This is a genomic window from Kluyvera sp. CRP, assembly GCF_019930565.1.
Classification (GTDB): Bacteria; Pseudomonadota; Gammaproteobacteria; order Enterobacterales; family Enterobacteriaceae; genus Kluyvera; species Kluyvera georgiana_A.
The window spans coordinates 2328633-2352172 of record NZ_CP082841.1 but is presented as its reverse complement, the minus strand read 5'-3'; the positions used below and the strand labels follow the sequence as shown (position 1 = coordinate 2352172).

Here is a 23540-nt window from a genome sequence, read left to right as displayed (position 1 = left end):
TAATGAGGCGGGTAGTCTAGTGCCGGGGCGTCGTCCCTGCAACCCTTACCCCTCTGGATAAACAGTAAACCATGAATTTTCTCGCTCACCTGCATCTCGCACACCTCGCCGACAGCTCGCTGTCGGGCAATCTGCTGGCCGATTTTGTGCGCGGCAACCCGCAGCAGGACTATCCGGCCGCCATTGTTGACGGTATTCATCTGCATCGCCGCATCGACGTGATGACCGACAACCTACCGCAGGTGAAAGAGGCCCGCGAGTGGTTTCGTCCCGAGACGCGCCGGGTCGCGCCAATCACCCTTGACGTGATGTGGGACCACTTTCTCTCCCGCCACTGGGCGCAAATTTCGCCCGATATCGCCCTGCCCGATTTTGTTCGCTATGCCCATGAGCAGGTCATCACTATTCTGCCCCAGGCTCCGGCGCGCTTTATTACCCTGAACGAGCACCTGTGGTCGGAACGCTGGCTTGAGCGCTATGGCGAGATGGCGTTTATCCAGCGCGTGCTGAACGGCATGGCCAGCCGCCGGCCTAAACTCGATGCGCTACGTGATTCATGGCACGATCTCGATGCCCACTATGCCGCCCTGGAGACCCGCTTCTGGCAGTTTTATCCGCAAATGATGCGCCAGGCGAAAAACAAAGCGCTGTAGGCCTTGCGCTCTGGCCGGGAAGCGCTATTCTTAAAAACTTGGAAAAAATAAATTATTGATAGGTAAAACCTAATCAATTAATCGTCATAGCCTTTTTGTATTAGCCGCTTACCCTCCCTATACTGGCCCGCGTTGCGTTCCATTAACCTTATAAATTCAAAGGAGAACCCCATGGTTCTGGTTACTCGTCAAGCGCCTGACTTCACCGCAGCTGCGGTACTGGGCAACGGTGAAATCGTTGAGAAATTCAATTTCAAACAGCACACCCAGGGTAAAGCTACCGTTCTGTTCTTCTGGCCGATGGACTTCACCTTCGTCTGCCCGTCTGAGCTGATCGCCTTCGACAAACGTTACGAAGAGTTCCAGAAGCGCGGCGTTGAAGTGGTTGGCGTCTCCTTTGACTCCGAATTCGTTCACAACGCATGGCGTAACACCCCGGTCGACAAAGGCGGCATCGGTGCAGTGAAATACGCAATGGTTGCTGACGTTAAGCGCGAAATCCAGAAAGCTTACGGTATCGAACACCCGGACGAAGGCGTTGCGCTGCGCGGCTCCTTCCTGATCGACGCTAACGGTGTTGTTCGCCACCAGGTGGTTAACGACCTGCCGCTGGGCCGTAACATCGACGAAATGCTGCGTATGGTTGATGCGCTGCAGTTCCACGAGCAGCACGGCGAAGTGTGCCCGGCGCAGTGGGAAAAAGGGAAAGAAGGCATGAACGCTTCTCCGGACGGCGTGGCTAAATACCTGAGCGAGAACGTCTCCAGCCTGTAATCGGCTCGCGTTCTGCTAAAAAGGCTCGCATTTTGCGAGCCTTTTTGTTATCGAAAGATTAGAACGAGAAGCAGGAACAACCCAGCGCGCCCCAGAAGGCGCGGTCATCAGATACCGGCACGCCGGATTTACGCGCCAGATCGTGCTGATGCCCATGCACGCCGCAGCTGCCGCAGCACTGGTGCATCTGCACTACCGCGCCGATATGATCGGATCCCGGAGGCGCTGAACGGTAGTGTCCCGGCACTTTGACCACCGGAGACCACTCCGGCAGCACCGGAATGGGCGGCGGCGCCAGGGGGGTAAAGTGCCCGGCGGCGTACACCACGCGGCCATCGACAATCGTCATTACTGACTCAATCCCCTTAATCTCCTCTTCCGGTACGCTGAAGTAATCCTTCGACAACGCCACCAGATCCGCCAGTTGCCCGGCGGCTATACGACCTTTTTTGCCCTGCTCGCTGGAGAACCAGGCGCTACCCGCCGTCCACAGCTCCAGCGCCACGTCGCGCGGCAGGCGATTTTCGTCGTCGTACATCGCCAACCCGCCCACGGTTCGCCCGGATACCAGCCAGTACAGCGCCGTCCACGGGTTATAGCTCGCCACACGCGTCGCATCGGTACCGAGACCAACCGGCACCTCCATCTCCAGCATCTTCGCCACCGGCGGCGTGTGTTTTACCGCGTCTTTCCCGTAGCGATCGACAAAGTATTCCCCCTGGAAAGCCATCCGGTGCTGCACCGCAATGCCGCCCCCCAGCGCTTTCACTCGTTCGATATTACGTTCGGTAATGGTCTCGGCGTGGTCAAAGAACCAGTGCAGACCGTTAAACGGAATTTCGCGGTTCACTTTTTCAAACACATCGAGCATGCGGCTGATGGATTCATCATAGGTGGCATGCAGGCGGAACGGCCAGCGGTGCTCGACCAGATGACGCACCACGCGTTCCAGCTCGTCTTCCATCCCTGGCGGCAGATCCGGACGCGGCTGCAGGAAGTCTTCAAAATCAGCAGCCGAAAATACCAGCATCTCCCCCGCCCCGTTGGCACGATAAAAATCCGTACCCTGCCCCGGCTTGAGCATATCGGTCCAGCGCTCAAAGTCGTCCAGCTCCTGCTTCGGACGCTGGGTAAACAGGTTGTAGGCGATACGAATGGTCATCTGCTTGTTAGCATGCAGCTGTTCGATAATTTCGTAATCTTCCGGGTAGTTCTGGAAACCGCCGCCCGCGTCGATGGCGCTGGTCAGGCCCAGCCGGTTGAGTTCGCGCATAAACTGGCGGGTAGAGTTCACCTGCTGCTCCAGCGGCAGTTTCGGCCCTTTCGCCAGCGTAGCGTAAAGGATCATGGCGTTTGGTTTAGCGATCAGCATCCCGGTGGGGTTGCCGTTGTTATCGCGAACGATCTCGCCGCCCGCCGGTGCCGGCGTCTCTTTGGTATAGCCGACGGCTTTCAGCGCCGCGCGGTTGAGCAACGCGCGATCGTAGAGGTGCAGCACAAACACCGGCGTATCCGGCGCGGCTTCATTCAGCTCTTCCAGCGTCGGCATACGGCGTTCGGCGAACTGGAACTCGCTCCAGCCGCCAACAACGCGCACCCACTGCGGCGACGGCGTACGGTCGGCCTGCTCTTTCAGCATTCGTAGCGCATCCGCCAGCGACGGCACGCCTTCCCAGCGCAGTTCAAGATTGTAGTTCAGACCGCCGCGAATCAAGTGCAGGTGCGAGTCGTTAAGCCCTGGCACCACGGTGTGGCCATGAAGGTCGATAATCTGCGTGCCTTCGCCCGCATAAGACAACATCTGCGCGTCGCTACCGACAGCGAGGATTTTGCCATCGGCGATCGCCACCGCTTCGGCGCGCGGCTGTTGCGGGTCCAGGGTATGAATCTGCCCCTGAGTTAAGATCAGTGTGGCTGTTTGTGACATAACGTTCTCCTTGGCCAGCTCAGGCTTTTTTTAGCCAGCCGGCAAACAGGCGGGTCACGATGGGCATCCAGAACCAGACCACCAGCGCGACCACACAGGCATCGTTGAGAAAATGCAGCAACAAGGTTCCCTTTAACGAGGGCAGCAGCGCGCCGGTAATGGCGGGCACCAGGTTAGTACTGGGGAAAATCACCAGCAGCGTTATCAGAAACTGTTTCCAGCGTTTCGGCTGGCGGACATGCGCTGCGGGCGGCGTAAACCAGAAGGCGGGTTCGGTACGAATTTCAGTGTGATCGCCTTCACCGAGCAATGGCGCAATCTCATTAACCAGCTGGCGACGGACGTCAGACTGAGTCCAGGCGTAAAGATGCTCGAGGGTGTCAAAGCGAATAATAATATTCCACGCCGTCTGCCCGTCGACCGGGCGAATCACGTTCGCGCCCAGGTGGCCGGGGTAGCTCGCCGCCACGGGCATAATTTCGCCCAGCCAGGCTTCATATTGTGCGACGTGTTCAGGGCGAATGGCGTGAGTAATCACCAGCGTGACGTGCTTTTGCGTCATGACGATAGGTTCCTTGCGCTGACCAACCGACGGGGAGAGGCCCCGTCGGCATCCTCACCTTAGGCTTTACGTTCAGGTGCGCCATGCACCATGGTGTAGGCGTAATCCACGCCCATCCCGTAAGCGCCGCTGTGTTCACGTACCAGATCCATCACCGCATCGTAGGTCTCTTTGCGCGACCAGTCGCGCTGGTACTCGAGCAGAACCTGCTGCCAGGTTACCGGCACTGCGCCAGCCTGTACCATGCGGTCAATTGAACGCTCATGAGCGTCAACGGAGGTACCGCCAGAAGTGTCGGTCACCACATAGACTTCATAGCCAGCTTCCAGCGCCATCAGGGCCGGGAAGGTCAGGCAAACTTCAGTCCACAGCGCGGAAATAATCAGCTTTTTACGCCCGGTGGCTTCCACCGCTTTAACAAACGCAGCGTCTTCCCAGGAGTTCATGGAGGTTCGTTCGATAGGCTTTACATCAGGGTGTACAGCAAGCAATTCAGGCCAAATGTAGCCACTGAAACTTTTGGTTTCCACGGAAGTATAAATAACCGGAACATTAAATATTTTCCCGGCTTTCGCTAACGCTACGGTATTATTTTTCAGCGTTTGACGATCGATATTTGCCACGCCAAAAGACATTTGCGGCTGATGGTCAATAAAAATAAGAGTAGAGTTTTGAGGGTCAATCAGTTCCCGAATAGACATAACACACCTTCTTAATCAATAAGTTAAAAGGCAACGGTCTTACACTGCCGTCAGCAGCAGGATCCTGAATCAGAAAGCCTGTTGAGTATAGCGGGAAATTTCTAACAAGTTATTAAAGAAAACTTACCATCCTGTGACGGTATTATTTTCTTATTACGATGAATCTCATTCATGAATCAAAAAAATGCGCAGGTTTCATCTAATTTATTCACTAGCATTGTTTTTCCCTATTCGTTACAACTGAGTGGTTTATTTTTCAGGATATTTTTTTCTTATGCGCATTAATCTCGACGTCTTACTGATCCTTGACGCTATCGACAAACACGGTACCTTCGCCGCGGCGGCGGAATCACTGTTTAAAACACCCGCCGCCCTGAGTTATATGATCCAGAAGCTGGAAAGCGATCTGAGTATCGAACTGCTCGATCGCTCCGGGCATCGGGCAAAATTCACCGATACCGGACGTATGGTGCTGGAAAAGGGGCGGCTCCTGCTGAATGCGGCAAAAGATCTGGAAAAACAGGCGCTGCAGCTGAGCGCGGGCTGGGAGAAGGAGTTAGCGATTGCGCTGGATGACTCATTTCCTTTTGCCGCCCTACTGCCGCACATCGAAGCCTTTTATGCGCTGAACAGGCAAACACGCCTCAATTTCACCCACCATACGCTGGCCGGTTCCTGGGAAGAGCTGACGCATAACGGCGCGGATATCATACTCGGCGCCATCAACGAGCCGCCGACATCTGCGGCCTGGTCCTACCATATGCTCGGCACGCTGGACAATGTTTTCGTCGTTTCCCCCAATCACCCGCTTGCCGCGGTGCCGGAAGACTTAACCAATGAACAACTGTGCCTGCACCGCGCGGTGATCATCAGCGACAGTGCACGCTATTGCCACCCACTGCAAACCAATCTGATGGACGAGCAGCCGCAAATTCGTGTTGACGATTTTAATAGCAAGGTGATGCTGCTTCGCGCCGGCATCGGCTGTGGTTTTCTCCCCCGACATATCGCCAGCCCGTGGCTTAGCACCGGCGAGCTGGTCGAAAAATCGGTTATCTCTTTCCGTCAGAAGGATGTTGCCTATATGGCATGGCGTAACGGTAGCGATGGCTTAGCTCAGCGCTGGTGGCGGGAAATCCTGCTGGCCAGCGCTGAGATTGCTCGCCTGTATCAATGAGCGGTCCACACCGTGGCGGAAATTGCCGGGAGAGACAGCGTGGCATCAGCCTGTTGCCCTTCCCCTTCCCGGCGCTTCCACTCCCCCACAGCAAGCAGCGGCGATATCGGCAGCGTCACCTCACAGGATTCCCCGCGGTTAATCGCCACCAGCACACGTTCCGCGCCCATTACGCGCAGGAATACCACCACATCGCCTTCGGCGTACAGCACCTGACATCCACCGTGGCGCAGGGCGGGTGTCGCTTTACGCAACGCGGCTAAGCGCTGATACAGCGCCAGCAGCGTTTGGTCCTGCTGGCTTTCATTCCACGGGAACGGCTTGCGGCAGAAGGGATCGTTATTGCCATCCAGACCCACTTCATCACCGTAATAGATACACGGCACGCCGGGCCAGCAGAACAACCACACCACCGCCAGCGGCAGACGCGCCACTTCACGACCGAGCAGCGATTTAAAACGCGCGGTATCGTGGCTATCAAGCTGGTTAAACATGCGCAGCTGCTGCTGATGGGACAGCCCGGCGCGGTAATCCTCCATCCACGCCATGCAGGTTTGCGCATCGATTTTCTGCGGGTCGTATGAAATATCAGTGTTGGCGAGGAACCCCCACAGCGGAAAGGTAAAGCCGCGATAGTTCATCGCCGAATCTTCCGCATCCTGCTGCAACCACTGCCGCGCATCACCAAAGTGTTCACCGAAAACGAAGGCATCCGGACGTGCCGCTTTCGCCGACTGCGTTATCGCCGCAACGTGCTTGAGGTTGTTCTTCGCTCCCCCTGCTTCGCCGAGCATATGCACCACATCCAGCCGCCAGCCGTCCATGTTCCATGGCGCTTTCAGCCAGTGACGCACAATGCTGTCCTCGCCGCCGTAGATTTCGTCAATCAACGTTGATGACTGATAGTCGAGCTTAGGGAGGCTGGAATAGCCTAACCAATCCAGCGCCTTGCCTTCGGCAGAAAAACTGTAGCGATCCCGCCACGGAGAGCTCGCATCATGGCACGCGCCGTTGTCGCCGCGGTGATGTCGGTCGAACCAGGCATGTGTGTCGCCGCTGTGGTTGAAGACGCCGTCGAGTATCAGCCGCATGCCTTCACGCTGCGTGTTGTGCCGCAGGCGCAGCAGCGCATCGTTACCGCCAAACTGCGGATCCACTTCCCGGTAATTTTCGGTATCGTACTTGTGCACGCTCGGCGCGGTGAAGACCGGATTCAGGTACAACGCGGTTACGCCCAACGCCTTGAGGTACGGCAGCTTCTCGCTGATACCGTCAAGATCGCCGCCGTAGAAGGTCGAGCCGCCGGCTTCGGCGGTCAATGGTTCATCCCAGTCGCGCAGGATAATGTCGTGCCCGGCGGCATGATGATGATAGACCTTGTCCTGCTGCTCGCTGCGCTTCTGACTACGCGCGAAACGGTCGGGGAAGATCTGGTAGAAAATCTGCTCGCTTACCCACTGCGGGCTGTCATCCGGGCAATCATAGGCAAAGAGTTCCAGCTTGGCTGGCGGGAAGGCGCTCAAACCTTTTGGCGCGAACCATAATTGGCGGTCACTCCACAACAGCTTAAACGCATAGCGACGTCGCGGCTGGCCCTCGTGCAGCGCGATTTCAGCACGCCACTGCACAACATCAGCTACAGGCGATTTACCGCTACGGCGCATGGGCACCGTTGTCTCTTCGTTGTCCACTTCCGCGCGCATCGTCACCCGCTGCGGAAGGTCATCGCCGCGCAGCCACAGCGTGATAATCAGTTTATCCTGCCGCTGCTTAATAAAGGGCGCAACCGGAAGGTGCCAGGCGTTTAACATCATCTATCCCCTATCATCAAAATGAGCACACCTTGCCATACGTCCCTGCCCCTCTAATCCTCTTTCACACTTTTTTGTAGGGAGGAGGACGGGGGCGCAGATAGCACAGACAAAAAACCCGGCGCAAGGCCGGGTTTAACAACGTTCGCGATGATTAGCGACTGCGGCGGGTTTTAAACATCCACCCCACCAGCAGCAGGACAATCCACGCAAAACCAACGTACAGCGAGATGCGCGTATCCGGGTGATAGCCAATCAGGCTGATGATAAAGACCAGGAACACCAGCCCCACAATCGTGGTGGCGACGCCGCCCGGCACCTTAAACTTCAGCGCTTTGACTTCATCTGCCGACAGACGGCGACGGAACGCCACCTGCGACAGCAGAATCATAATCCACACCCACACGGTGGCGAAGGTGGCCAGCGACGCGATCACCAGGAAGACGTTTTCCGGCATGATGTAGTTCAGGTACACCGCAAACAGCAGCGCGATGGTCATCACCATCACCGTCACCCACGGAATACCGCGGCGCGAGGTTTTCGCAAACACTTTCGGCGCGCTGCCCTGCTCGGCCATGCCGTGCAGCATACGGCCTACGCCGAACACGTCGGAGTTAATCGCCGACAGCGACGCCGTCAGCACCACGAAGTTAAGAATACTGGCCGCGAAGGTAATCCCCATATGCTGGAAAGTCAGCACAAACGGGCTACCATCAGTACCCACCTGGTTCCACGGGTAGATAGACATAATCACGAACAGCGTACCCACGTAGAACACCAGAATACGCATCGGCACGGAGTTGATGGCGCGCGGAATGGATTTCTCCGGGTCTTTCGCTTCCCCGGCGGTAATCCCGATAATTTCGATACCGCCGTAGGCGAACATCACCATCTGCAATGACATCACCATGCCGAGCCAACCGTTGCTGAAGAAGCCGCCGTTGCTCCACAGGTTATGAATACCCGTAGGCTGCCCACCGTTGCCGATGCCCCAGATAATGATGCCAAAACCGGCCACAATCATGATGATAATAGTGGCGACCTTGAAGAAGGAGAACCAGAACTCCAGCTCGCCAAATACCTTCACGCTCATCAGGTTAATGGCGCAGATAATCAGCACCACGCTGAGCACCCAGATCCAGTGCGGCACCGCCGGGAACCAGACGCCCATATAAATGCCGAACGCGGTGACGTCGGCAATGGCGACAATCAAAATCTCAAAGCAGTAGGTCCAGCCGGTAATATAGCCCGCCAGTGGGCCGAGGTTTTCCTGCGCATAGCGGGAAAACGAGCTGGCCGACGGGTTATGCACCGACATCTCGCCCAGTGCACGCATAATGATATAAGCGGCCACGCCGCCGATAATATAGGCCAGCAGCACGCTTGGCCCGGCCATCTTGATGGCGTCGGCGGAGCCGTAAAACAGCCCCGTACCAATTGCCGATCCGAGGGCCATAAAGCGAATGTGTCGGGTGCTTAACCCGCGCTTCAGCTTGTTGTTTTCCATCGTTTCCAGTGCCATGTCATACCCATCATCCCCGCGTCACCGCGAACGACTTAGGTGAAAGTACCCAAAATAAAAAACCACGGAACATCACGTTCCGTGGTTAAAACACCTGACTCTGCGACGCGAATTAATGCGCGCTTGATGTCACCTGACGACCCGCCATACGGTCCCAGACAATCGCCAGAACCGCCATAACGACCGTCGGCATCAGCCATGCCAGACCTTGCTCGGCCAGCGGCAGACGAGCGGCCCACCCCGGCAGCACGTCTGCGAACGCAGAGGCTTTAATCCCGTCAAGGATACCAAAAACAAGGCTGATGAACATCGGTGGTGCAATAACGCGGCCCGAATTATGCCACCAATTACGCGTAAAGCTGAGTACTACAAGTGCGATACACGGTGGATAGATGGCCGTCAGCACCGGAATCGAAATCTGAATCAGATGGCTCAGCCCCAGATTTGATACCGCCATTGAGAACAAACCAAGGATAAACACCAGCGTACGGTAGGAGAACGGCAGGTACTGAGCGAAGAACTCGGCACAAGCGCAGGTCAGGCCAACCGCGGTCACCAGACAGGCGATGAAGATCAGCGCCGCCAGCAGGAAGCTCCCGGCACCACCGAAAGTGTGCTGAACGTAAGCATGCAGGATGGCCGCGCCGTTGGCGTTCTGATCGACCAGAATCGCGCTGTCAGAACCCAGGCGGAACAGCGCCAGATACAGCAGCGTCAAGCCGACGCCGGCCATCAGGCCAGCCCAGATAGTGTAGCGAGTCAGTAAACGCGCTTCCGTCACACCGCGAGAACGCGCGGCATTGACGATAACAATCCCGAAGACCATCGCGCCAAGCGTATCCATGGTCAGGTAACCGTTAACGAAACCATTAGAAAACGCGGCGGTTTCATAGGCATCCAACGCATGGCTGATCGGGCCTGCGGGCCAGATAACCGCAGCAACGGCCAGCACAATCAGCGCCAGAATTTTCAGCGGCGCCAGGAAGTTGCCGACGGTATCGAGCAGCTTGCCCGGATACAGCGAGACCAGAATCACCAGCGCAAAATAGATAAGGCTATAGATAAACAGCGGCAGCTCACCGCTACCGGTCAGCGGCGCAATACCAATTTCAAACGAGACGGTCGCGGTACGCGGCGTAGCAAACAGCGGCCCAACCGCCAGGTAGCAGACGGTGGCAAGCAGCACGCCCGCCACTTTGCCGATTGGCGTGCTCAGGCTATCAACGCCGCCGCCCACTTTTGCGAGCGCGACCACGGTAAGCACCGGAAGACCCACAGCAGTAATCAGAAAGCCAATCGCCGCGGTCCAGACGTGAGGACCGGCCTGCAGACCAACCATAGGAGGAAAAATGATGTTACCTGCGCCAACAAACAACGCAAAGGTCATAAAGCCCAGAGCGATGATGTCACGCGATTTTAATTGATGGGTCATATGTAACTACTGCCTGTGGATGTGGTGTTGTAAAACAAATTTATCGCAATGGATTCAGCGGAATGATACAGAGCAAACCAACGATAAACTCAGAGGGATATGCTCCCTTCGCGGAGTAAATAAGAATAGTTTTTTGATTTACCGCGTATAAACAGTCTGTTTACGACCGTATGGGGGCCAATTTAAACGCTTATAACGTTTTAAAGCAACACGGGATCGCAAAACCAGATGATTATATTGATACTCAATTAATAGCCAGACTTATTAACTGGATTTAAGAAAAACATCCGGCTAATCATGCGAACAAAAAACAACCAGACGTTCGTTAATCAGGCAGCGTTTCCTTGACTGCAAAGCAAACAGACCAGCCGGGGCTGGTCTGTGGAAAGTTAAGATGACAAGCTGGCGATCAGTCGCTGTTTTTGGCAATTAAACGTTCCGGCAGCAGGAAGCTAAAGCACGATCCCTTGCCGACTTCACTGCTAATCTCCAGGCGACTGTCGTGGTGGCTGACGGCATGTTTCACAATCGCTAACCCCAGCCCACTGCCGCCGGTCTGCCTGGAGCGCGCTTTATCCACGCGATAAAAGCGTTCGGTCAGCCTTGGCAGATGCTCTGGCGCGATACCTGGCCCGTTATCTTCGACGCTAAACAGCGCCCCGTGCGGCGCTCGCTGCCAGCGCACCGTAATCAACGTGCCTTCCGGCGTATGATTGACGGCGTTATAGACCAGATTCGACATCGCGCTACGCAGTTGATCCTCATTGCCCAGCACCTTCAGCGTTTCATCCACTTCAAAGCGGAACTGATGCTTCTGCTGGCTCAGCGTCTGCGCTTCACGCTCGACCACCCGCAGCATCATCGGTACGTCGATTTTTTCATTCAGCGCGAGCGTCGGCGAGGCTTCAATCTTCGACAGCGTTAACAGCTGCCTGACCAACCCTTCCATGCGCTGGGTCTGCTCGCGCATGGTGTGCAGCGCTTTTTCACGCACTTTCCCTTCCAGCACCTGCTCGTGCATCATCTCCAGATAACCTTGCAGCACGGTGAGCGGCGTACGTAACTCGTGGCTAACGTTGGCGAAGAAATTCCGCCGTGCCCCTTCCAACTGGTGCATCTGCGTCACGTCGCGCGCCACCATCAGCAGCTGACGGTCGGTATACGGCATAATGCGGATTTCCAGATGGCGACCGTTATTCAGCACCAGATGCAGCGGCTTGAGAAAATCGCGCTTTTTGAGGTGTTGGGTAAATTCGGGGTAACGCAGCAGGTTGAGGATGTTCTGCCCGCTATCGTCGGGCCAGCGAAGCCCCAGCAGCTGCTGGGCGAGGCCATTACACCAGAAGATCGCCCCTTCTTCCGTGGTCAACACCACGGCGTCTGGCAGCGACTCGGCGCCGCTACGAAATCGTTTAATCAGATTTCCCAGCTCGCGGCGACGTTTTTTATTACGCAACTGCATCTGGTTAAGCCCGTACAGCAGCGGCTCCCAGCTGCCGCGACCCGGCGGCGGCGTCATACTTCTATCGACCCACAGCCACCACGACAAACGCAACAGATTCCAGAAATGCCAGATCAGCAGGCCGGTCACTGCCGCCAGTAAAAACCACGGCAGATAACCAAAAATCAGTCCCAGTACGACAGCCGGGAGACAACATAATAGCAGCTCCAGGGCCAGCCTTTTCCATGACAGCCGTTCCAGCACGCGTCACTCTCCTGTCAAAAATTAGAATCGGGCAGAGAAACGATAGCCCGTACCGCGAACGGTTTGCACCATACGATCGTGGCCGCTGTGCTCCAGCGCCTTACGCAAACGACGAATATGAACGTCGACGGTGCGGTCTTCCACATACACGTTAGTGCCCCAGACGTGGTTCAGCAGCTGTTCTCGGCTGTACACGCGCTCCGGGTGAGTCATAAAGAAGTGTAATAGCTTAAATTCAGTCGGCCCCATATCGAGGGGATTTTCACCTGTCATCACGCGATGGGAAGTGGGGTCGAGGCTCAGGCCCTGCATCTCGATCACCTCTTCCACCGCCATCGGGGAAATACGCCGCATCACGGCTTTAATGCGCGCGACCAGCTCTTTCGGCGAGAATGGCTTAGTAATGTAATCATCCGCGCCCGTCTCCAGGCCGCGCACTCGATCTTCCTCTTCACCGCGGGCGGTTAGCATCACCACCGGAATATCGCGGGTTAAGGCTTCACGTTTGATATGCTTAATAAATTGCAGCCCCGAACCGCCCGGTAACATCCAGTCGAGCAGAATAAGGTCGGGCCAGGGTTCATTCAGTTTACTCACTGCGGTATCGTAATCTTCCGCTTCTACCGGCTGAAAACCGTTTTGTTCCAGCACGAAACAAACCATTTCGCGGATTGGCGCTTCATCTTCAACGACCAGAATACGTCTTGCCATTATTTGCCCTGTTTTTAGACATCAGTATTATATACGGCGTCATTATGCGTCAGATTTATGACAGTTTTATGATAAACATGACCGTTTGATGATCGCGCTTAACCGTTTATGACACGCGCCATACGCGCTCATCGACCCCAGCGTAGGTGAATGTTTATAATCAACTTTACGTCACTTCTTACGGAATCGCTATGCGCATTATCCATACCTCGGACTGGCACCTCGGCCAGAACTTCTACAGCAAGAGCCGCGCGGCCGAACACGATGCCTTTCTGCGCTGGCTGCTGACCACCGCCGAGGCGGAGCGCGTAGACGCGATTATCGTCGCGGGCGACATCTTCGATACCGGTTCGCCGCCAAGCTATGCGCGCGAGCTGTATAACCGGTTTGTGGTCAATCTTCAGCAAACGGGCTGCCATCTGGTAGTGCTGGCGGGCAACCATGACTCGGTGGCGACACTTAACGAATCGCGCGATATTCTGTCATTCCTCAACACCACGGTGATTGCCAACGCCGGCCACGCGCCGTTTATTCTGAATCAGCGCGACGGCACGCCCGGCGCAGTGTTCTGCCCGGTGCCGTTTCTGCGTCCGCGCGACATCATCACCAGCCAGGCGGGGCTTTCTGGCAATGAAAAAGTACGTCAGGTACTGGAAAGCATCACTGATTACTATCAGCAGCAGTATCAACAGGCTTGCGAGCTACGCGACAACCTGACGCTGCCGATTATCGCCAGCGGCCATCTGACCACCGTCGGCGCCAGCAAAAGCGACGCGGTGCGCGATATCTATATTGGCACGCTGGATGCTTTCCCGGCGCAGAATTTCCCGCCAGCCGATTACATCGCGCTGGGGCATATTCACCGGGCGCAGAAAATCGGCGGCAGCGAGCATATCCGCTACAGCGGCTCGCCTCTCCCGTTAAGCTTTGACGAAACCGGCAAAGCGAAAAGCGTGAATCTGGTGACCTTTAGCGACGGCAAGCTGGCGGAAGTGACCCCGCTAACCGTCCCCATCACGCAAGCGCTGGCGGTGATCAAGGGCGATTTCGACAGCATCAGCGCCCAGCTCGCGGCGTGGGAGAAAACCGATACCGAGGCCACCACGTGGCTCGATATCGAAATCACCAGCGACGAATATCTGCATGACATTCAACGTAAAATCCAGGCCATCACCGACGATCTACCGGTCGAGGTCCTGCTGGTGCGCCGCAGCCGCGAGCAGCGCCAGCGCATTCTGGAAAGTCAGACGCGTGAAACCCTAAGCGAGCTGAGTATTGAAGAGGTGTTCCAACGCCGCCTGGCGCTGGAAACGCTTGAGGAACCGCAGCAGCAACGCCTGCAAACGCTGTTTAACGAAACGCTAAACAGCCTTGGCGAGGAACAACAACCATGAAAATTCTCAGCCTGCGCCTGAAAAACCTCAACTCGCTCAAAGGCGAGTGGAAAATCGACTTCACCCAGGAGCCTTTCGCCAGCAACGGCCTGTTTGCCATCACCGGCCCCACCGGCGCGGGCAAAACCACCCTGCTCGACGCCATCTGTCTGGCGCTGTACCACGAGACGCCGCGCCTCAATACCGTTTCGCAGTCACAAAATGACCTGATGACCCGCGACACCGCCGAGTGTCTGGCGGAAGTCGAGTTTGAGGTACAGGGGGTTGCCTATCGCGCCTTCTGGAGCCAGAACCGCGCGCGCAACCAGCCGGATGGTAATTTACAGGCGCCGCGCGTCGAACTGGCACGCTGCGCCGACGGGCAAATTCTGGCGGATAAGGTCAAAGACAAGCTGGAGATGACCGCGTCGCTGAGCGGGCTGGACTATGGCCGCTTTACCCGCTCGATGTTGCTTTCACAGGGCCAGTTTGCCGCCTTCCTCAACGCCAAACCGAAAGAGCGCGCCGAGCTGCTGGAAGAGTTGACCGGCACCGAAATCTACGGCCAGATTTCCGCGCAGGTGTTTGAAAAACATAAGCAGGCGCGTAACGACCTCGATAAGCTTCAGGCCCAGGCTAGCGGTGTGGTACTGCTGAGCGAAGAGCAGCAACAGTCCCTACAACAAAGTTTGCAGGCGCTTACTTCCGATGAAAAGCAGTGGCAACAACAGCAGGCGATCGCCCTCACACATCAGCAATGGCTGTCACGCCGAACGGAGCTGGAACAAAACGAGCAGAAAACCCAGCTGGCGTTGAAAGAAGCCCAGCAGGCGCTGGAAGCGGCGCAGCCGCAGCTTGCCGTACTGAGCCGCGCGCAGCCCGCTGAAGCGCTGCGCCCGCACTGGTCACAGATGCAGGAACAGGCCGCCACGGTGGCCAAAACCCGTGCGCAGGTTCTGCAAGTGAATACTCGCTTACAGGCAGCCCGTACCCAACGAGATCGCATTCGTTACAGCGCGGAACGCCAGCACGCCACGCTCACGCAATCGCTGCAACAACAGCAACAATGGCTGCAGGCGCATGAACATATTCAGCGCTGGCAAGGCGAGCTAACCGGCTGGCGCAGCGCGTTTGCTCAGCAGACGCGGGAACGTGCGCAGCAACAAACGCAGGAACAGCGCCGGAACGCGCTGGCGGCACAGCTCAGCCAGCTACCGCCTTCCACGCTAACGCTCACCCAGGAAGAGGTCGCCGCCCGAATTGCCGAACACGCGGCGTCGCGCCCGCAGCGCCAGCAGCTCAGCAGCCTGCACGCACGGTTTATCCCGCTACACGCCCGCCGACAGCAACTGATGGATGCTCAGCTGCAGCGCCAGCAGCAGTTGGAGAAAATCACCGCCGAACTGACCCCGCTGCGTCTGGTCTATAAAGAGAAAAAACAGCAGTTGGCCGACGTTAAGGCCATTTGCGATTTGGAAGACACCATCGTTAAGCTGGAAGCCGAGCGCGCGCGTCTCCAGCCGGGCGCGCCGTGTCCGCTGTGCGGTTCCACCAGCCATCCGGCGCTGGCCGAATATCAGGCTTTAAAACCGGACGCCAACAAAGCACGTCGCGATGCGCTGGAAAAAGAGGTTTCGCAGCTGGCCGAAAACGGCGCGGCGCTGCGTGGCCAACTGGAGACACTGCAAAAGCAGCAGCAGAAAGAAAATGACGAGCTCGCATCGCTTTCTCAGCAGGAGCAAGCACTTACCTCCCAGTGGCAGGAGACGCTCCAGCATCTGCATATCGATCTGCAACCGTCTGACGATATCAACGGCTGGCTGGCCGCACAGGATGACGCCGAACAGCAGCGTTATCAGCACCAACAACGCCTGACGCTGGAACAGCAGCTTCGCGAGCTTGAGGCGCAGCTAACGCAGCTACGCGAAGAACAGGAGCAGCGCACTGCCGCGCTTAATCAATCGTTCACGGCTTTTGGCCTGACGCAACCGGACGCTGGCGATGAAAACAGTTGGCTGACGGCGCGCGAAACGGAGATAGCCCAGTGGCAACAGCAGCAGGCGCAGCTCCAGAGCACTCAACAGCAGCTGGCGTTGATTCAACCGCTGCTGGAAACGCTACCGACCGCCGAAAATGCCGACGACGGTCAGCAGGCCTCGCTTGACGGCTGGCAACAAGCGCATCATGACTGTGTGTCGCTGGAAAGCCAGTGGCAAACGCTCCAGCAACAAGAAAAACTGGAAAATGGGCGTCTTCAGCAAGCGGAACAGACCTTCGACCAGCAGCTTTCCGCCTCGCACTTCCCGGACCGACAGGCATTTCTGGATGCGTTACTGGATGCCGGCGAACGCCAGCGTCTGGAACAGCTCAAACAGACGCTGGAGACGCAGCACCAGCAGCGCCAGACCCTCGCCGCACAGGTACAGGAAGCGTTGCAACATCATTTGACCGTGCGCCCGGAAACGCTGACAGCCGATTTGAGCCTTGCCGACGTGCAGGAACAGCTTCAGCAGCTTGCCCGCCAGCTTCGCGAAAACAGCGAGCGCCAGGGCGAACTGCGCCAGCAGCTCAAGCAGGACAGCGACAATCGCCAGCAGCAGCAGTCACTGTTCGTTGAGATTGAAAAAGCCAATGCCGTGCTGGAAGACTGGGCGCATTTAAATGCGCTCATTGGCTCCAAAGAGGGGGATAAATTCCGTAAATTCGCCCAGGGACTGACGCTGGATAATCTGGTGTGGCTCGCCAACGAACAGCTCAGCCGCCTGCATGGTCGTTATCTGCTGCAACGTAAAGCCAGCGATGCGCTGGAATTAGAGGTGGTTGATACCTGGCAGGCGGACGCGGTGCGCGATACCCGCACGCTCTCCGGTGGCGAAAGCTTCCTCGTCAGCCTCGCGCTGGCGCTGGCGCTCTCCGATCTGGTCAGCCACAAAACCCGTATTGACTCACTGTTCCTCGATGAAGGCTTCGGCACCCTCGACAGCGAAACGCTGGATACCGCGCTCGATGCGCTCGATGCGCTGAACGCCAGCGGCAAAATCATCGGCGTGATCAGCCACGTTGAGGCGATGAAAGAGCGGATTCCGGTGCAAATTAAGGTGAAGAAAATCAACGGGCTGGGGTATAGCCGACTGGATAAAATGTTTAGCGTGGAGTGAGGTTCCCCTCCCTCCTGGAGAGGGAGAAAACCGTGCAGAACGGCTGCTTTCCTCACCAACAACACAAGACGGTTCCCTCTCCCTTTGGGAGAGGGTTAAGGTGAGGGCTAAATCACGCCGGCCACAACCACGCCGCCCCGCGAACCCCGCTGGAATCCCCGTGCAGCGCTTTACGAATCGGCGTCTCACACTCACCGCCAAACACCCATTCTTTCACCAGCTGCGGTACCGTCTGGTATAGCCGTTCAACGTTGCTCATTCCGCCGCCCAGCACAATCACGTCCGGGTCGAGAATATTCACCACGTGCGCCAGCGATTTCGCCAGCCGCTGCTCGTAGCGGCAGAGCGCCTGTTCTGCCAGCGCATCACCCTCATCCACCAGGCGCATAATCTCGCTGCCCTTAAGCGCTTTACCGCTCAAGCGCTGATAGTCGGTGGCAAAACCGGTACCGGAAATAAAAGTCTCAATGCAGCCCTGCTTACCGCAGTAGCACGGCACTTCCGCACGATAGCGCAGCTCGTCGTCATTCATCCACGGCAGTGGATTATGCCCCCACTCACCCGCCGTGCCATTGCCGCCGATATGCGCGCGGCCGCCAATCGCTACGCCCGCGCCGCAGCCGGTACCAATGATCACCGCAAACACCGTCTGCGCGCCCGCCGCCGCGCCGTCTACCGCTTCCGACACCGCAAGACAGTTGGCGTCGTTCGCCAGCCGCACCTCGCGGTTCAGACGACGGCTTAAATCTTTATCAAACGGCTGGCCGTTCAGCCAGGTGGAATTGGCGTTTTTCACCACCCCGGTATAGGGCGAAATCGAGCCGGGAATGCCCATTCCCACCGTCCCGGTTTGCCCGGTCGCCTCTTCGGCCAGTGCGACGAGATGCGCAATGTTCTCAATGGTTTGCTGGTAGTCACGCGGCGTCGGCAGACGGTGACGATAGAGCTGCTCCCCGCGATCGCTCAGCGCGATAACTTCCGTTTTCGTTCCACCCAGATCGATACCAATTCGCATTCATCACTCCTGTTTAAAACAATGCAAGGCCAGAGACAATTCGTTATCATTGCACGCTGATTTAACGATAACACCGTGGAAATTATCATGCTGTGGTTCAAAAATTTAATGGTTTATCGTCTCAGCCGCGACATCTCGCTGCGCGCGGAAGAGATGGAAAAACAGCTCGCTGAGATGACCTTCACCCCGTGCGGCAGCCAGGATATGGCGAAAACCGGCTGGGTGCCGCCGATGGGTTCACACAGCGATGCGCTAACGCACACAGCGAATGGTCAGATCATTATCTGCGCGCGCAAAGAAGAGAAGATCCTGCCCTCTCCGGTGATTAAACAGGCGCTGGAAGCGAAGATCCAGAAACTGGAAGCCGATCAGGGTCGTAAGCTGAAAAAGACCGAAAAAGATTCCCTGAAAGATGAAGTGCTGCACTCTCTGCTGCCGCGCGCTTTCAGTCGCTTCAGCCAGACGATGATGTGGATCGACACCGTTAACGACCTGATTATGGTCGACTGCGCCAGCGCCAAAAAAGCAGAAGATACGCTGGCGCTGTTACGTAAGAGCCTCGGTTCTCTACCGGTCGTGCCGCTGACGCTGGAAAACCCGATCGAACTGACGCTGACCGAATGGGTGCGCTCTGGCACCACGGCGCAGGGCTTCCAGCTACTTGATGAAGCCGAACTGAAAGCGATCCTCGAAGACGGCGGCGTGATCCGTGCGAAAAAACAGGATCTGGTTTGCGACGAAATCGCTGTCCACATCGAAGCCGGTAAGCTGGTGACCAAGCTGGCCCTCGACTGGCAGCAGCGCATTCAGTTCGTGATGTGCGACGACGGCTCGATTAAGCGCCTGAAGTTCTGCGACGAGCTGCGCGATCAGAACGAAGATATCGATCGTGACGACTACGCCCAGCGTTTCGATGCCGACTTTATTCTGATGACCGGCGAGCTGGCGGCGCTGATTAAAAGCCTGGTGGAAGGGTTAGGCGGCGAAGCACAGCGTTAATGAATGAGGTGTTTCCCTTCCTGCCGCAGCAGGAAGGGAAACTATTACAGATAGCGGCACAGATAAGACGTTGGCTCTGCGACCTGCAGGTTAAACTCGCTGTGGCCCGGCACGTTGAAAACTTCCCCGGCAGCATAGACTTTCCACTCAGTTTCCCCCGGTAACAACACGTTCAGCGCGCCGCTGATCACGGTCATCTCTTCCGGCTGCGCGGTACCGAAGGTATATTCGCCTTCCGCCATCACGCCCACGCTCGCACGCCCGGTGCTGCTGCTGGTAAAACCAATGGATTTCACTTTTCCGTCGAAGTATTCGTTGCTTTGAAGCATAAACAGGCCCTTATTATCGTGTCGTCAAAAGACCAATATAGGGGGGCGAACAGAAACCTGTCACGCGAAATTCTCCCGTTAACACAATAATTCTGCCGCCAGTCTGGCGACCAGCACATTCGACAGTAAAACAGGCACATCCAGCGCTTTTTGTAATAGGTCACGGTGACGCTGGTGATAGCTGAGTGAATCCAGTACCAGCACGTCGGCCCCCTGTTCCAGCAGTGAACTGCCTGCGGAAATCAGGTGTTGATCGGTATCGAGGTTAGGATTGGCCAGCGCGTAATAAGGTGAGGTGGGCAGCATCTGCCACTTCTCCTGCTGGGCATTTAAAATGCCTTCGACAGGCACAAGCACCCCGACCTGGTGTCCCTCAACGATAGAGGCGACCAACGGTGGAATAATGCGCTGAGGTTCCAGCAGCATCGCATTGCGCGCCACCATACTGCGTAATTTGAACGTGTTCAGTAACAGGATGACGTCATAGGATTGGTTGTCCAGAACCTCAATAACGGCCTGGAGGCTCAACTCCACCTTCGGACGGGATACTTCAACAAATTGGTTATCATTTAGCAGAACCAGTAAGCGCTCTTCACCGGGTTCTGGTGCATACCCTTCCATGACGTCAGCACGATTCATTTTGCCTAGCAGGCTGATGTGGGTTATCTGATCTTCCCTGATGTGCTCGGTCAAAAGCGGCAACACTTCACTGACGGGCACCACCCCTATCGTAAGAATCGCCATCGTTGCACTCATGTTATTTACCTTCTGCTTTTCTGAAAGTTCACTTTACAAATAGCCACCTGGATGGATGAAAAATACCGCTCAGAAGCGTAGCACCTGCCGCGGGAGGCGGAATGTAAAGATTCCAGTTGTTTCCAGTACTCTCCTGATATGTTTTGATTTTAACTTTTCTATAACATACAGAATAGGTGAAAAATGTGATTTACGCCCGATATAACCGCAAAATAAAAAGGGTTATATCGGCAGCGTGCATCACAGCATGAGGAAGAGATGGGGAGAAAGCGATGCGTTTCGCTAGCTGGCGGTGGCCAGGTGCAGAGCGTCGAGGATCAACGTCACCACGCGCTCCGGCGAGAAGGAAGCGTCGACGATGTAATGGGCGGTTTCACGGTACAACGCATCGCGCTGAGCCAGCACATCGGCGACTTCTTCGCTAATGGGTTTACCGGTCAGCGTCGGGCGCTGGTCAGCTTCTGGAAAGGCTTCCAGACGGCGCGCTAAAACGGGAACCGGCGCATTCAGGTACACCACAACGCCGTTCTGGCGCATAAACTCGCGGTTTACCGGTGCAAGGATAATTCCACCGCCCGTGGCGATAACCGCCCCTGGCTGGGTGACGGAGATTAACGTTTCGGTCTCTCTGGCGCGGAAACCCGGCCAGCCTTCCGCCGCCACGATATCCGCCACGCTCATGCCTGACCGCTGCTGTAACACCTGGTCAGTATCAACAAAACGGAAATCGCAGGCATGGGTAAGCGCTTGACCTATTGTTGTTTTTCCGCAGCCTCTGGCTCCGATAAGAAAAATAGGTTGTGTCATTACCTGGAATTCCCCCTGATGACGCAAAATTGCGGGACGTGCATGTGAAGCGTGAATAATACCACCAAACTAGTACACAAGTAAGTGTAAACTTTAGGTTACAAAAAGATTCAGTCTGCGTATTTTATCCACTTTATATCCAGCCATCGTCTGCATTTAAAGCGTAAAAAAATAATTCCACAAGCCGTTGCGCTAACAGTACATGAAACTGTCTTGTTTTGACAAGCCGAACGACGCGGCAAAGGTAGCATATTCCGGTGACAGAAATCCTGTCAGCCCCGTTTTACCGCCAACAGCCACTTGTCCAGCTCTGCGGCGAACTGCTGGCGATCGCGCTGGGAAAGCGCGCTGGGGCCGCCGGTTTGAATACCGCTGGAACGCATTGTGTCCATAAAATCACGCAGCGTCAGACGTTCACGGATAGTGGCATCGCTGTAGCGTTCACCACGTGGGTTCAGCGCCGCCCCGCCCTTTTCCAGCACTTCAGCGGCCAGCGGAATATCGGCGGTAATCACCAGATCGCCCGGTTGGCACAGGCGCACAATTTCATTGTCGGCAACGTCAAACCCCTTTGGCACCACCATCGCGCGGATGAAGCGCGACGGCGGCACGCGCAGATACTGGTTTGCCACCAGCACAAGCTCAATCTGTGTACGGTCTGCGGCGCGGTAAAGCACCTCTTTAATCACGTTCGGACACGCGTCGGCGTCCACCCAAATCGTCATACTCACTCCGCTTAACGCTGGCTGTTAAAGGGCGATTATACGGTAAGCGCGTCTTCGGACGTAATAATGTGCAACCAGCGTCACAAAATTACGTTACCCATCGCCGGGAATGGCCTATAACAGTACACTACAAAAAAACAGACAGAGGGAGAGACATGATGGAGAAGAAAATTGGCTTCATTGGCTGCGGTAATATGGGAAAGGCCATTCTGGGCGGCCTGATTGCCAGCGGGCAGGTACTTCCTGGGCAGATTTGGGTTTATACCCCTTCCCCGGATAAAGTCGCCGCGCTGCGCGATGAGTTCGGCATTAACGCGGCGCAAAGCCCGCAAGAAGTGGCGCAGGTGGCAGATATCGTCTTTGGCGCCGTGAAGCCGGGCATTATGGTGAAGGTACTGAGCGACATCGCTTCCAGCCTGAACAAAGATTCACTGGTGGTCTCCATTGCCGCCGGGATTACCCTCGATCAGCTGGCGCGCGCGCTGGGTCACGATCGTAAAATCGTCCGTGCCATGCCGAATACGCCGTCACTGGTTAACGCAGGGATGACGTCGGTCACGCCAAACGCGCTGGTCACCCCGGAAGATATCGCCGATGTGTTGAATATTTTCCGCTGCTTCGGGGCCGCGGAAGAAATTGCCGAACCTATGATCCACCCGGTGGTGGGCGTTAGCGGCTCGGCACCGGCCTATGTATTTATGTTTATCGAAGCGATGGCGGATGCCGCTGTGCTGGGCGGTATGCCGCGCGCCCAGGCCTATAAATTCGCCGCGCAGGCGGTTATGGGCTCCGCGAAGATGGTGCTGGAAACCGGTAAACATCCGGGTGAACTGAAAGATATGGTGTGCTCGCCTGGCGGTACCACGATTGAAGCTGTGCGCGTGCTGGAAGAAAAAGGCTTCCGCTCGGCGGTCATCGAAGCGATGGCAAAATGCATGGAAAAATCGGACAAGATGAGTAAGTCCTGATGACGCTGGCCCGGCACACGCTGCCGGGCCAGGCTAGCTTGCCATAAGAAGTGAATTTACTTTTTCTTCAGACAGGTACTCATAAAGGTTTTACGCTCGTCGCCCTTCAGGGTCTTCTGAGCGGCCTGCGCGTTACAATCCTTCATTTTTTGCTGCTGCGGCGTTAACGCTTTGCCGTCTGCGGTCGCCCCTTCCCCTTTCAGACAGCTGCTCATATAGGTTTTGCGCTCATCCCCCTTCAGGGTTTTAGCGGTCGCCTGTTGATTGCAGCTACTCATCCGCTGTTGCTGTGGCGTCAGGGTCTTCTCCGGCGCGGCAGCCGTCGTCGCCGCAGACACGGCGCTGGCCGCAAACACGCCACACAGTAGGGTAATCAGTAATGTTGTTTTCATTGCACCATCCTTTTGTGAGTAGAACTCTGTAAGTCTGGTCGCT

General features: G+C 56.3%; 21 protein-coding genes. 7 read left to right on the top strand and 14 right to left on the bottom strand.

Annotated features, from left to right (window positions below):
- The first annotated feature begins 71 nt into the window (after nt 1-71).
- Both acpH and K7B04_RS11010 read left to right on the top strand, forming a co-directional pair.
- On the top strand, nt 72-653 hold the full coding sequence (gene acpH / locus K7B04_RS11015; RefSeq protein WP_064547851.1) for an ACP phosphodiesterase: 582 nt from the start codon (nt 72-74) through the stop codon (nt 651-653).
- A 171-nt stretch (nt 654-824) separates the two neighbouring features.
- On the top strand, nt 825-1427 hold the full coding sequence (locus K7B04_RS11010; RefSeq protein ID WP_064547849.1) for a peroxiredoxin: 603 nt from the start codon (nt 825-827) through the stop codon (nt 1425-1427).
- Nucleotides 1428-1485: 58 nt separating this feature from the next.
- Here the strand turns inward: K7B04_RS11010 and K7B04_RS11005 are convergent, their stop codons facing one another.
- Genes K7B04_RS11005 through K7B04_RS10995 form a run of 3 tightly spaced genes read right to left on the bottom strand, consistent with a single transcriptional unit; the run spans nt 1486 to nt 4617 of the window.
- Nucleotides 1486-3354 (bottom strand): amidohydrolase, encoded by a 1869-nt coding sequence (locus K7B04_RS11005; RefSeq protein WP_223804021.1) that lies wholly within the window; start codon nt 3352-3354, stop codon nt 1486-1488.
- Nucleotides 3355-3373: 19 nt separating this feature from the next.
- On the bottom strand, nt 3374-3916 hold the full coding sequence (locus tag K7B04_RS11000; RefSeq protein ID WP_065357845.1) for an antibiotic biosynthesis monooxygenase: 543 nt from the start codon (nt 3914-3916) through the stop codon (nt 3374-3376).
- Between the two features lie 59 nt (nt 3917-3975).
- Nucleotides 3976-4617 carry a hydrolase gene (locus tag K7B04_RS10995; RefSeq protein WP_003021513.1) on the bottom strand — a complete coding sequence of 214 codons (642 nt, stop codon included), beginning with the start codon at nt 4615-4617 and terminating at the stop codon, nt 3976-3978.
- A 274-nt stretch (nt 4618-4891) separates the two neighbouring features.
- Here K7B04_RS10995 and K7B04_RS10990 point away from each other — a divergent pair, with 274 nt between their 5' ends.
- Nucleotides 4892-5794 (top strand): LysR family transcriptional regulator, encoded by a 903-nt coding sequence (locus K7B04_RS10990; RefSeq protein ID WP_223804020.1) that lies wholly within the window; start codon nt 4892-4894, stop codon nt 5792-5794.
- Here the strand turns inward: K7B04_RS10990 and malZ are convergent.
- The 5 genes from malZ to phoB all read right to left on the bottom strand — a co-directional run bounded on the left by malZ (nt 5788) and on the right by phoB (nt 12975).
- Nucleotides 5788-7608, bottom strand: coding sequence for a maltodextrin glucosidase (gene malZ, locus K7B04_RS10985; protein ID WP_223804019.1), 1821 nt, complete (start codon nt 7606-7608; stop codon nt 5788-5790). The genes K7B04_RS10990 and malZ overlap by 7 nt on opposite strands.
- Nucleotides 7609-7759: 151 nt before the next feature.
- Nucleotides 7760-9112, bottom strand: coding sequence for a proline-specific permease ProY (proY, locus tag K7B04_RS10980; protein WP_223804150.1), 1353 nt, complete (start codon nt 9110-9112; stop codon nt 7760-7762).
- Nucleotides 9113-9239: 127 nt separating this feature from the next.
- Nucleotides 9240-10559: a branched-chain amino acid transporter carrier protein BrnQ gene (gene brnQ / locus K7B04_RS10975; RefSeq protein ID WP_064547843.1), complete on the bottom strand. Its 1320-nt coding sequence runs from the start codon at nt 10557-10559 to the stop codon at nt 9240-9242.
- A 409-nt stretch (nt 10560-10968) separates the two neighbouring features.
- Nucleotides 10969-12264, bottom strand: a complete 1296-nt coding sequence (gene phoR, locus K7B04_RS10970; RefSeq protein ID WP_223804018.1) for a phosphate regulon sensor histidine kinase PhoR — start codon at nt 12262-12264, stop codon at nt 10969-10971.
- Nucleotides 12265-12285: 21 nt separating this feature from the next.
- Nucleotides 12286-12975 carry a phosphate response regulator transcription factor PhoB gene (gene phoB / locus K7B04_RS10965; RefSeq protein ID WP_035895131.1) on the bottom strand — a complete coding sequence of 230 codons (690 nt, stop codon included), beginning with the start codon at nt 12973-12975 and terminating at the stop codon, nt 12286-12288.
- 191 nt (nt 12976-13166) lie between these two features.
- Here phoB and sbcD point away from each other — a divergent pair, with 191 nt between their 5' ends.
- Both sbcD and sbcC read left to right on the top strand, forming a co-directional pair.
- Nucleotides 13167-14369, top strand: a complete 1203-nt coding sequence (gene sbcD, locus K7B04_RS10960) for an exonuclease subunit SbcD (protein WP_223804017.1) — start codon at nt 13167-13169, stop codon at nt 14367-14369.
- Nucleotides 14366-17506 (top strand): exonuclease subunit SbcC, encoded by a 3141-nt coding sequence (gene sbcC / locus K7B04_RS10955; protein WP_223804016.1) that lies wholly within the window; start codon nt 14366-14368, stop codon nt 17504-17506. Before sbcD ends, sbcC begins: the two co-directional genes overlap by 4 nt.
- 112 nt (nt 17507-17618) lie before the next feature.
- On the opposite strand, the gene mak is transcribed toward sbcC, so the two are convergent.
- On the bottom strand, nt 17619-18521 hold the full coding sequence (gene mak / locus K7B04_RS10950) for a fructokinase (RefSeq protein WP_223804015.1): 903 nt from the start codon (nt 18519-18521) through the stop codon (nt 17619-17621).
- An 87-nt stretch (nt 18522-18608) separates the two neighbouring features.
- Here mak and rdgC point away from each other — a divergent pair, with 87 nt between their 5' ends.
- Nucleotides 18609-19520 carry a recombination-associated protein RdgC gene (gene rdgC, locus K7B04_RS10945; protein ID WP_064547833.1) on the top strand — a complete coding sequence of 304 codons (912 nt, stop codon included), beginning with the start codon at nt 18609-18611 and terminating at the stop codon, nt 19518-19520.
- 44 nt (nt 19521-19564) lie between these two features.
- Here the strand turns inward: rdgC and ppnP are convergent, their stop codons facing one another.
- From ppnP to K7B04_RS10925, 4 genes are all read right to left on the bottom strand, one after another.
- Nucleotides 19565-19849, bottom strand: a complete 285-nt coding sequence (gene ppnP / locus K7B04_RS10940; RefSeq protein ID WP_065357852.1) for a pyrimidine/purine nucleoside phosphorylase — start codon at nt 19847-19849, stop codon at nt 19565-19567.
- A gap of 78 nt (nt 19850-19927) precedes the next feature.
- Nucleotides 19928-20605: an AroM family protein gene (locus K7B04_RS10935; RefSeq protein ID WP_223804014.1), complete on the bottom strand. Its 678-nt coding sequence runs from the start codon at nt 20603-20605 to the stop codon at nt 19928-19930.
- Between the two features lie 282 nt (nt 20606-20887).
- The gene (gene aroL, locus K7B04_RS10930; RefSeq protein ID WP_223804013.1) at nt 20888-21412 is read right to left on the bottom strand and encodes a shikimate kinase AroL; all 525 of its coding nucleotides are present in this window, start codon (nt 21410-21412) and stop codon (nt 20888-20890) included.
- A 272-nt stretch (nt 21413-21684) separates the two neighbouring features.
- Nucleotides 21685-22137, bottom strand: coding sequence for a YaiI/YqxD family protein (locus K7B04_RS10925; protein ID WP_064547826.1), 453 nt, complete (start codon nt 22135-22137; stop codon nt 21685-21687).
- A gap of 158 nt (nt 22138-22295) precedes the next feature.
- Here K7B04_RS10925 and proC point away from each other — a divergent pair, with 158 nt between their 5' ends.
- Nucleotides 22296-23105 carry a pyrroline-5-carboxylate reductase gene (proC, locus tag K7B04_RS10920; RefSeq protein WP_064547835.1) on the top strand — a complete coding sequence of 270 codons (810 nt, stop codon included), beginning with the start codon at nt 22296-22298 and terminating at the stop codon, nt 23103-23105.
- Nucleotides 23106-23161: 56 nt separating this feature from the next.
- Here the strand turns inward: proC and K7B04_RS10915 are convergent, their stop codons facing one another.
- Nucleotides 23162-23497: a PsiF family protein gene (locus K7B04_RS10915; protein WP_163445884.1), complete on the bottom strand. Its 336-nt coding sequence runs from the start codon at nt 23495-23497 to the stop codon at nt 23162-23164.
- Between the last annotated feature and the right edge of the window lie 43 nt (nt 23498-23540).

Excerpts from the sequence above, each read along its gene's own strand:
- acpH (WP_064547851.1), top strand. The coding sequence starts at position 72 with ATGAATTTTCTCGCTCACCTGCATCTCGCACACCTCGCCGACAGCTCG.
- K7B04_RS11010 (WP_064547849.1), top strand. The coding sequence starts at position 825 with ATGGTTCTGGTTACTCGTCAAGCGCCTGACTTCACCGCAGCTGCGGTA.
- K7B04_RS11005 (WP_223804021.1), bottom strand. The coding sequence starts at position 3,354 with ATGTCACAAACAGCCACACTGATCTTAACTCAGGGGCAGATTCATACC.
- K7B04_RS11000 (WP_065357845.1), bottom strand. The coding sequence starts at position 3,916 with ATGACGCAAAAGCACGTCACGCTGGTGATTACTCACGCCATTCGCCCT.
- K7B04_RS10995 (WP_003021513.1), bottom strand. The coding sequence starts at position 4,617 with ATGTCTATTCGGGAACTGATTGACCCTCAAAACTCTACTCTTATTTTT.
- K7B04_RS10990 (WP_223804020.1), top strand. The coding sequence starts at position 4,892 with ATGCGCATTAATCTCGACGTCTTACTGATCCTTGACGCTATCGACAAA.
- malZ (WP_223804019.1), bottom strand. The coding sequence starts at position 7,608 with ATGATGTTAAACGCCTGGCACCTTCCGGTTGCGCCCTTTATTAAGCAG.
- proY (WP_223804150.1), bottom strand. The coding sequence starts at position 9,112 with ATGGAAAACAACAAGCTGAAGCGCGGGTTAAGCACCCGACACATTCGC.
- brnQ (WP_064547843.1), bottom strand. The coding sequence starts at position 10,559 with ATGACCCATCAATTAAAATCGCGTGACATCATCGCTCTGGGCTTTATG.
- phoB (WP_035895131.1), bottom strand. The coding sequence starts at position 12,975 with ATGGCAAGACGTATTCTGGTCGTTGAAGATGAAGCGCCAATCCGCGAA.
- sbcD (WP_223804017.1), top strand. The coding sequence starts at position 13,167 with ATGCGCATTATCCATACCTCGGACTGGCACCTCGGCCAGAACTTCTAC.
- sbcC (WP_223804016.1), top strand. The coding sequence starts at position 14,366 with ATGAAAATTCTCAGCCTGCGCCTGAAAAACCTCAACTCGCTCAAAGGC.
- mak (WP_223804015.1), bottom strand. The coding sequence starts at position 18,521 with ATGCGAATTGGTATCGATCTGGGTGGAACGAAAACGGAAGTTATCGCG.
- rdgC (WP_064547833.1), top strand. The coding sequence starts at position 18,609 with ATGCTGTGGTTCAAAAATTTAATGGTTTATCGTCTCAGCCGCGACATC.
- ppnP (WP_065357852.1), bottom strand. The coding sequence starts at position 19,849 with ATGCTTCAAAGCAACGAATACTTCGACGGAAAAGTGAAATCCATTGGT.
- K7B04_RS10935 (WP_223804014.1), bottom strand. The coding sequence starts at position 20,605 with ATGAGTGCAACGATGGCGATTCTTACGATAGGGGTGGTGCCCGTCAGT.
- aroL (WP_223804013.1), bottom strand. The coding sequence starts at position 21,412 with ATGACACAACCTATTTTTCTTATCGGAGCCAGAGGCTGCGGAAAAACA.
- K7B04_RS10925 (WP_064547826.1), bottom strand. The coding sequence starts at position 22,137 with ATGACGATTTGGGTGGACGCCGACGCGTGTCCGAACGTGATTAAAGAG.
- proC (WP_064547835.1), top strand. The coding sequence starts at position 22,296 with ATGGAGAAGAAAATTGGCTTCATTGGCTGCGGTAATATGGGAAAGGCC.
- K7B04_RS10915 (WP_163445884.1), bottom strand. The coding sequence starts at position 23,497 with ATGAAAACAACATTACTGATTACCCTACTGTGTGGCGTGTTTGCGGCC.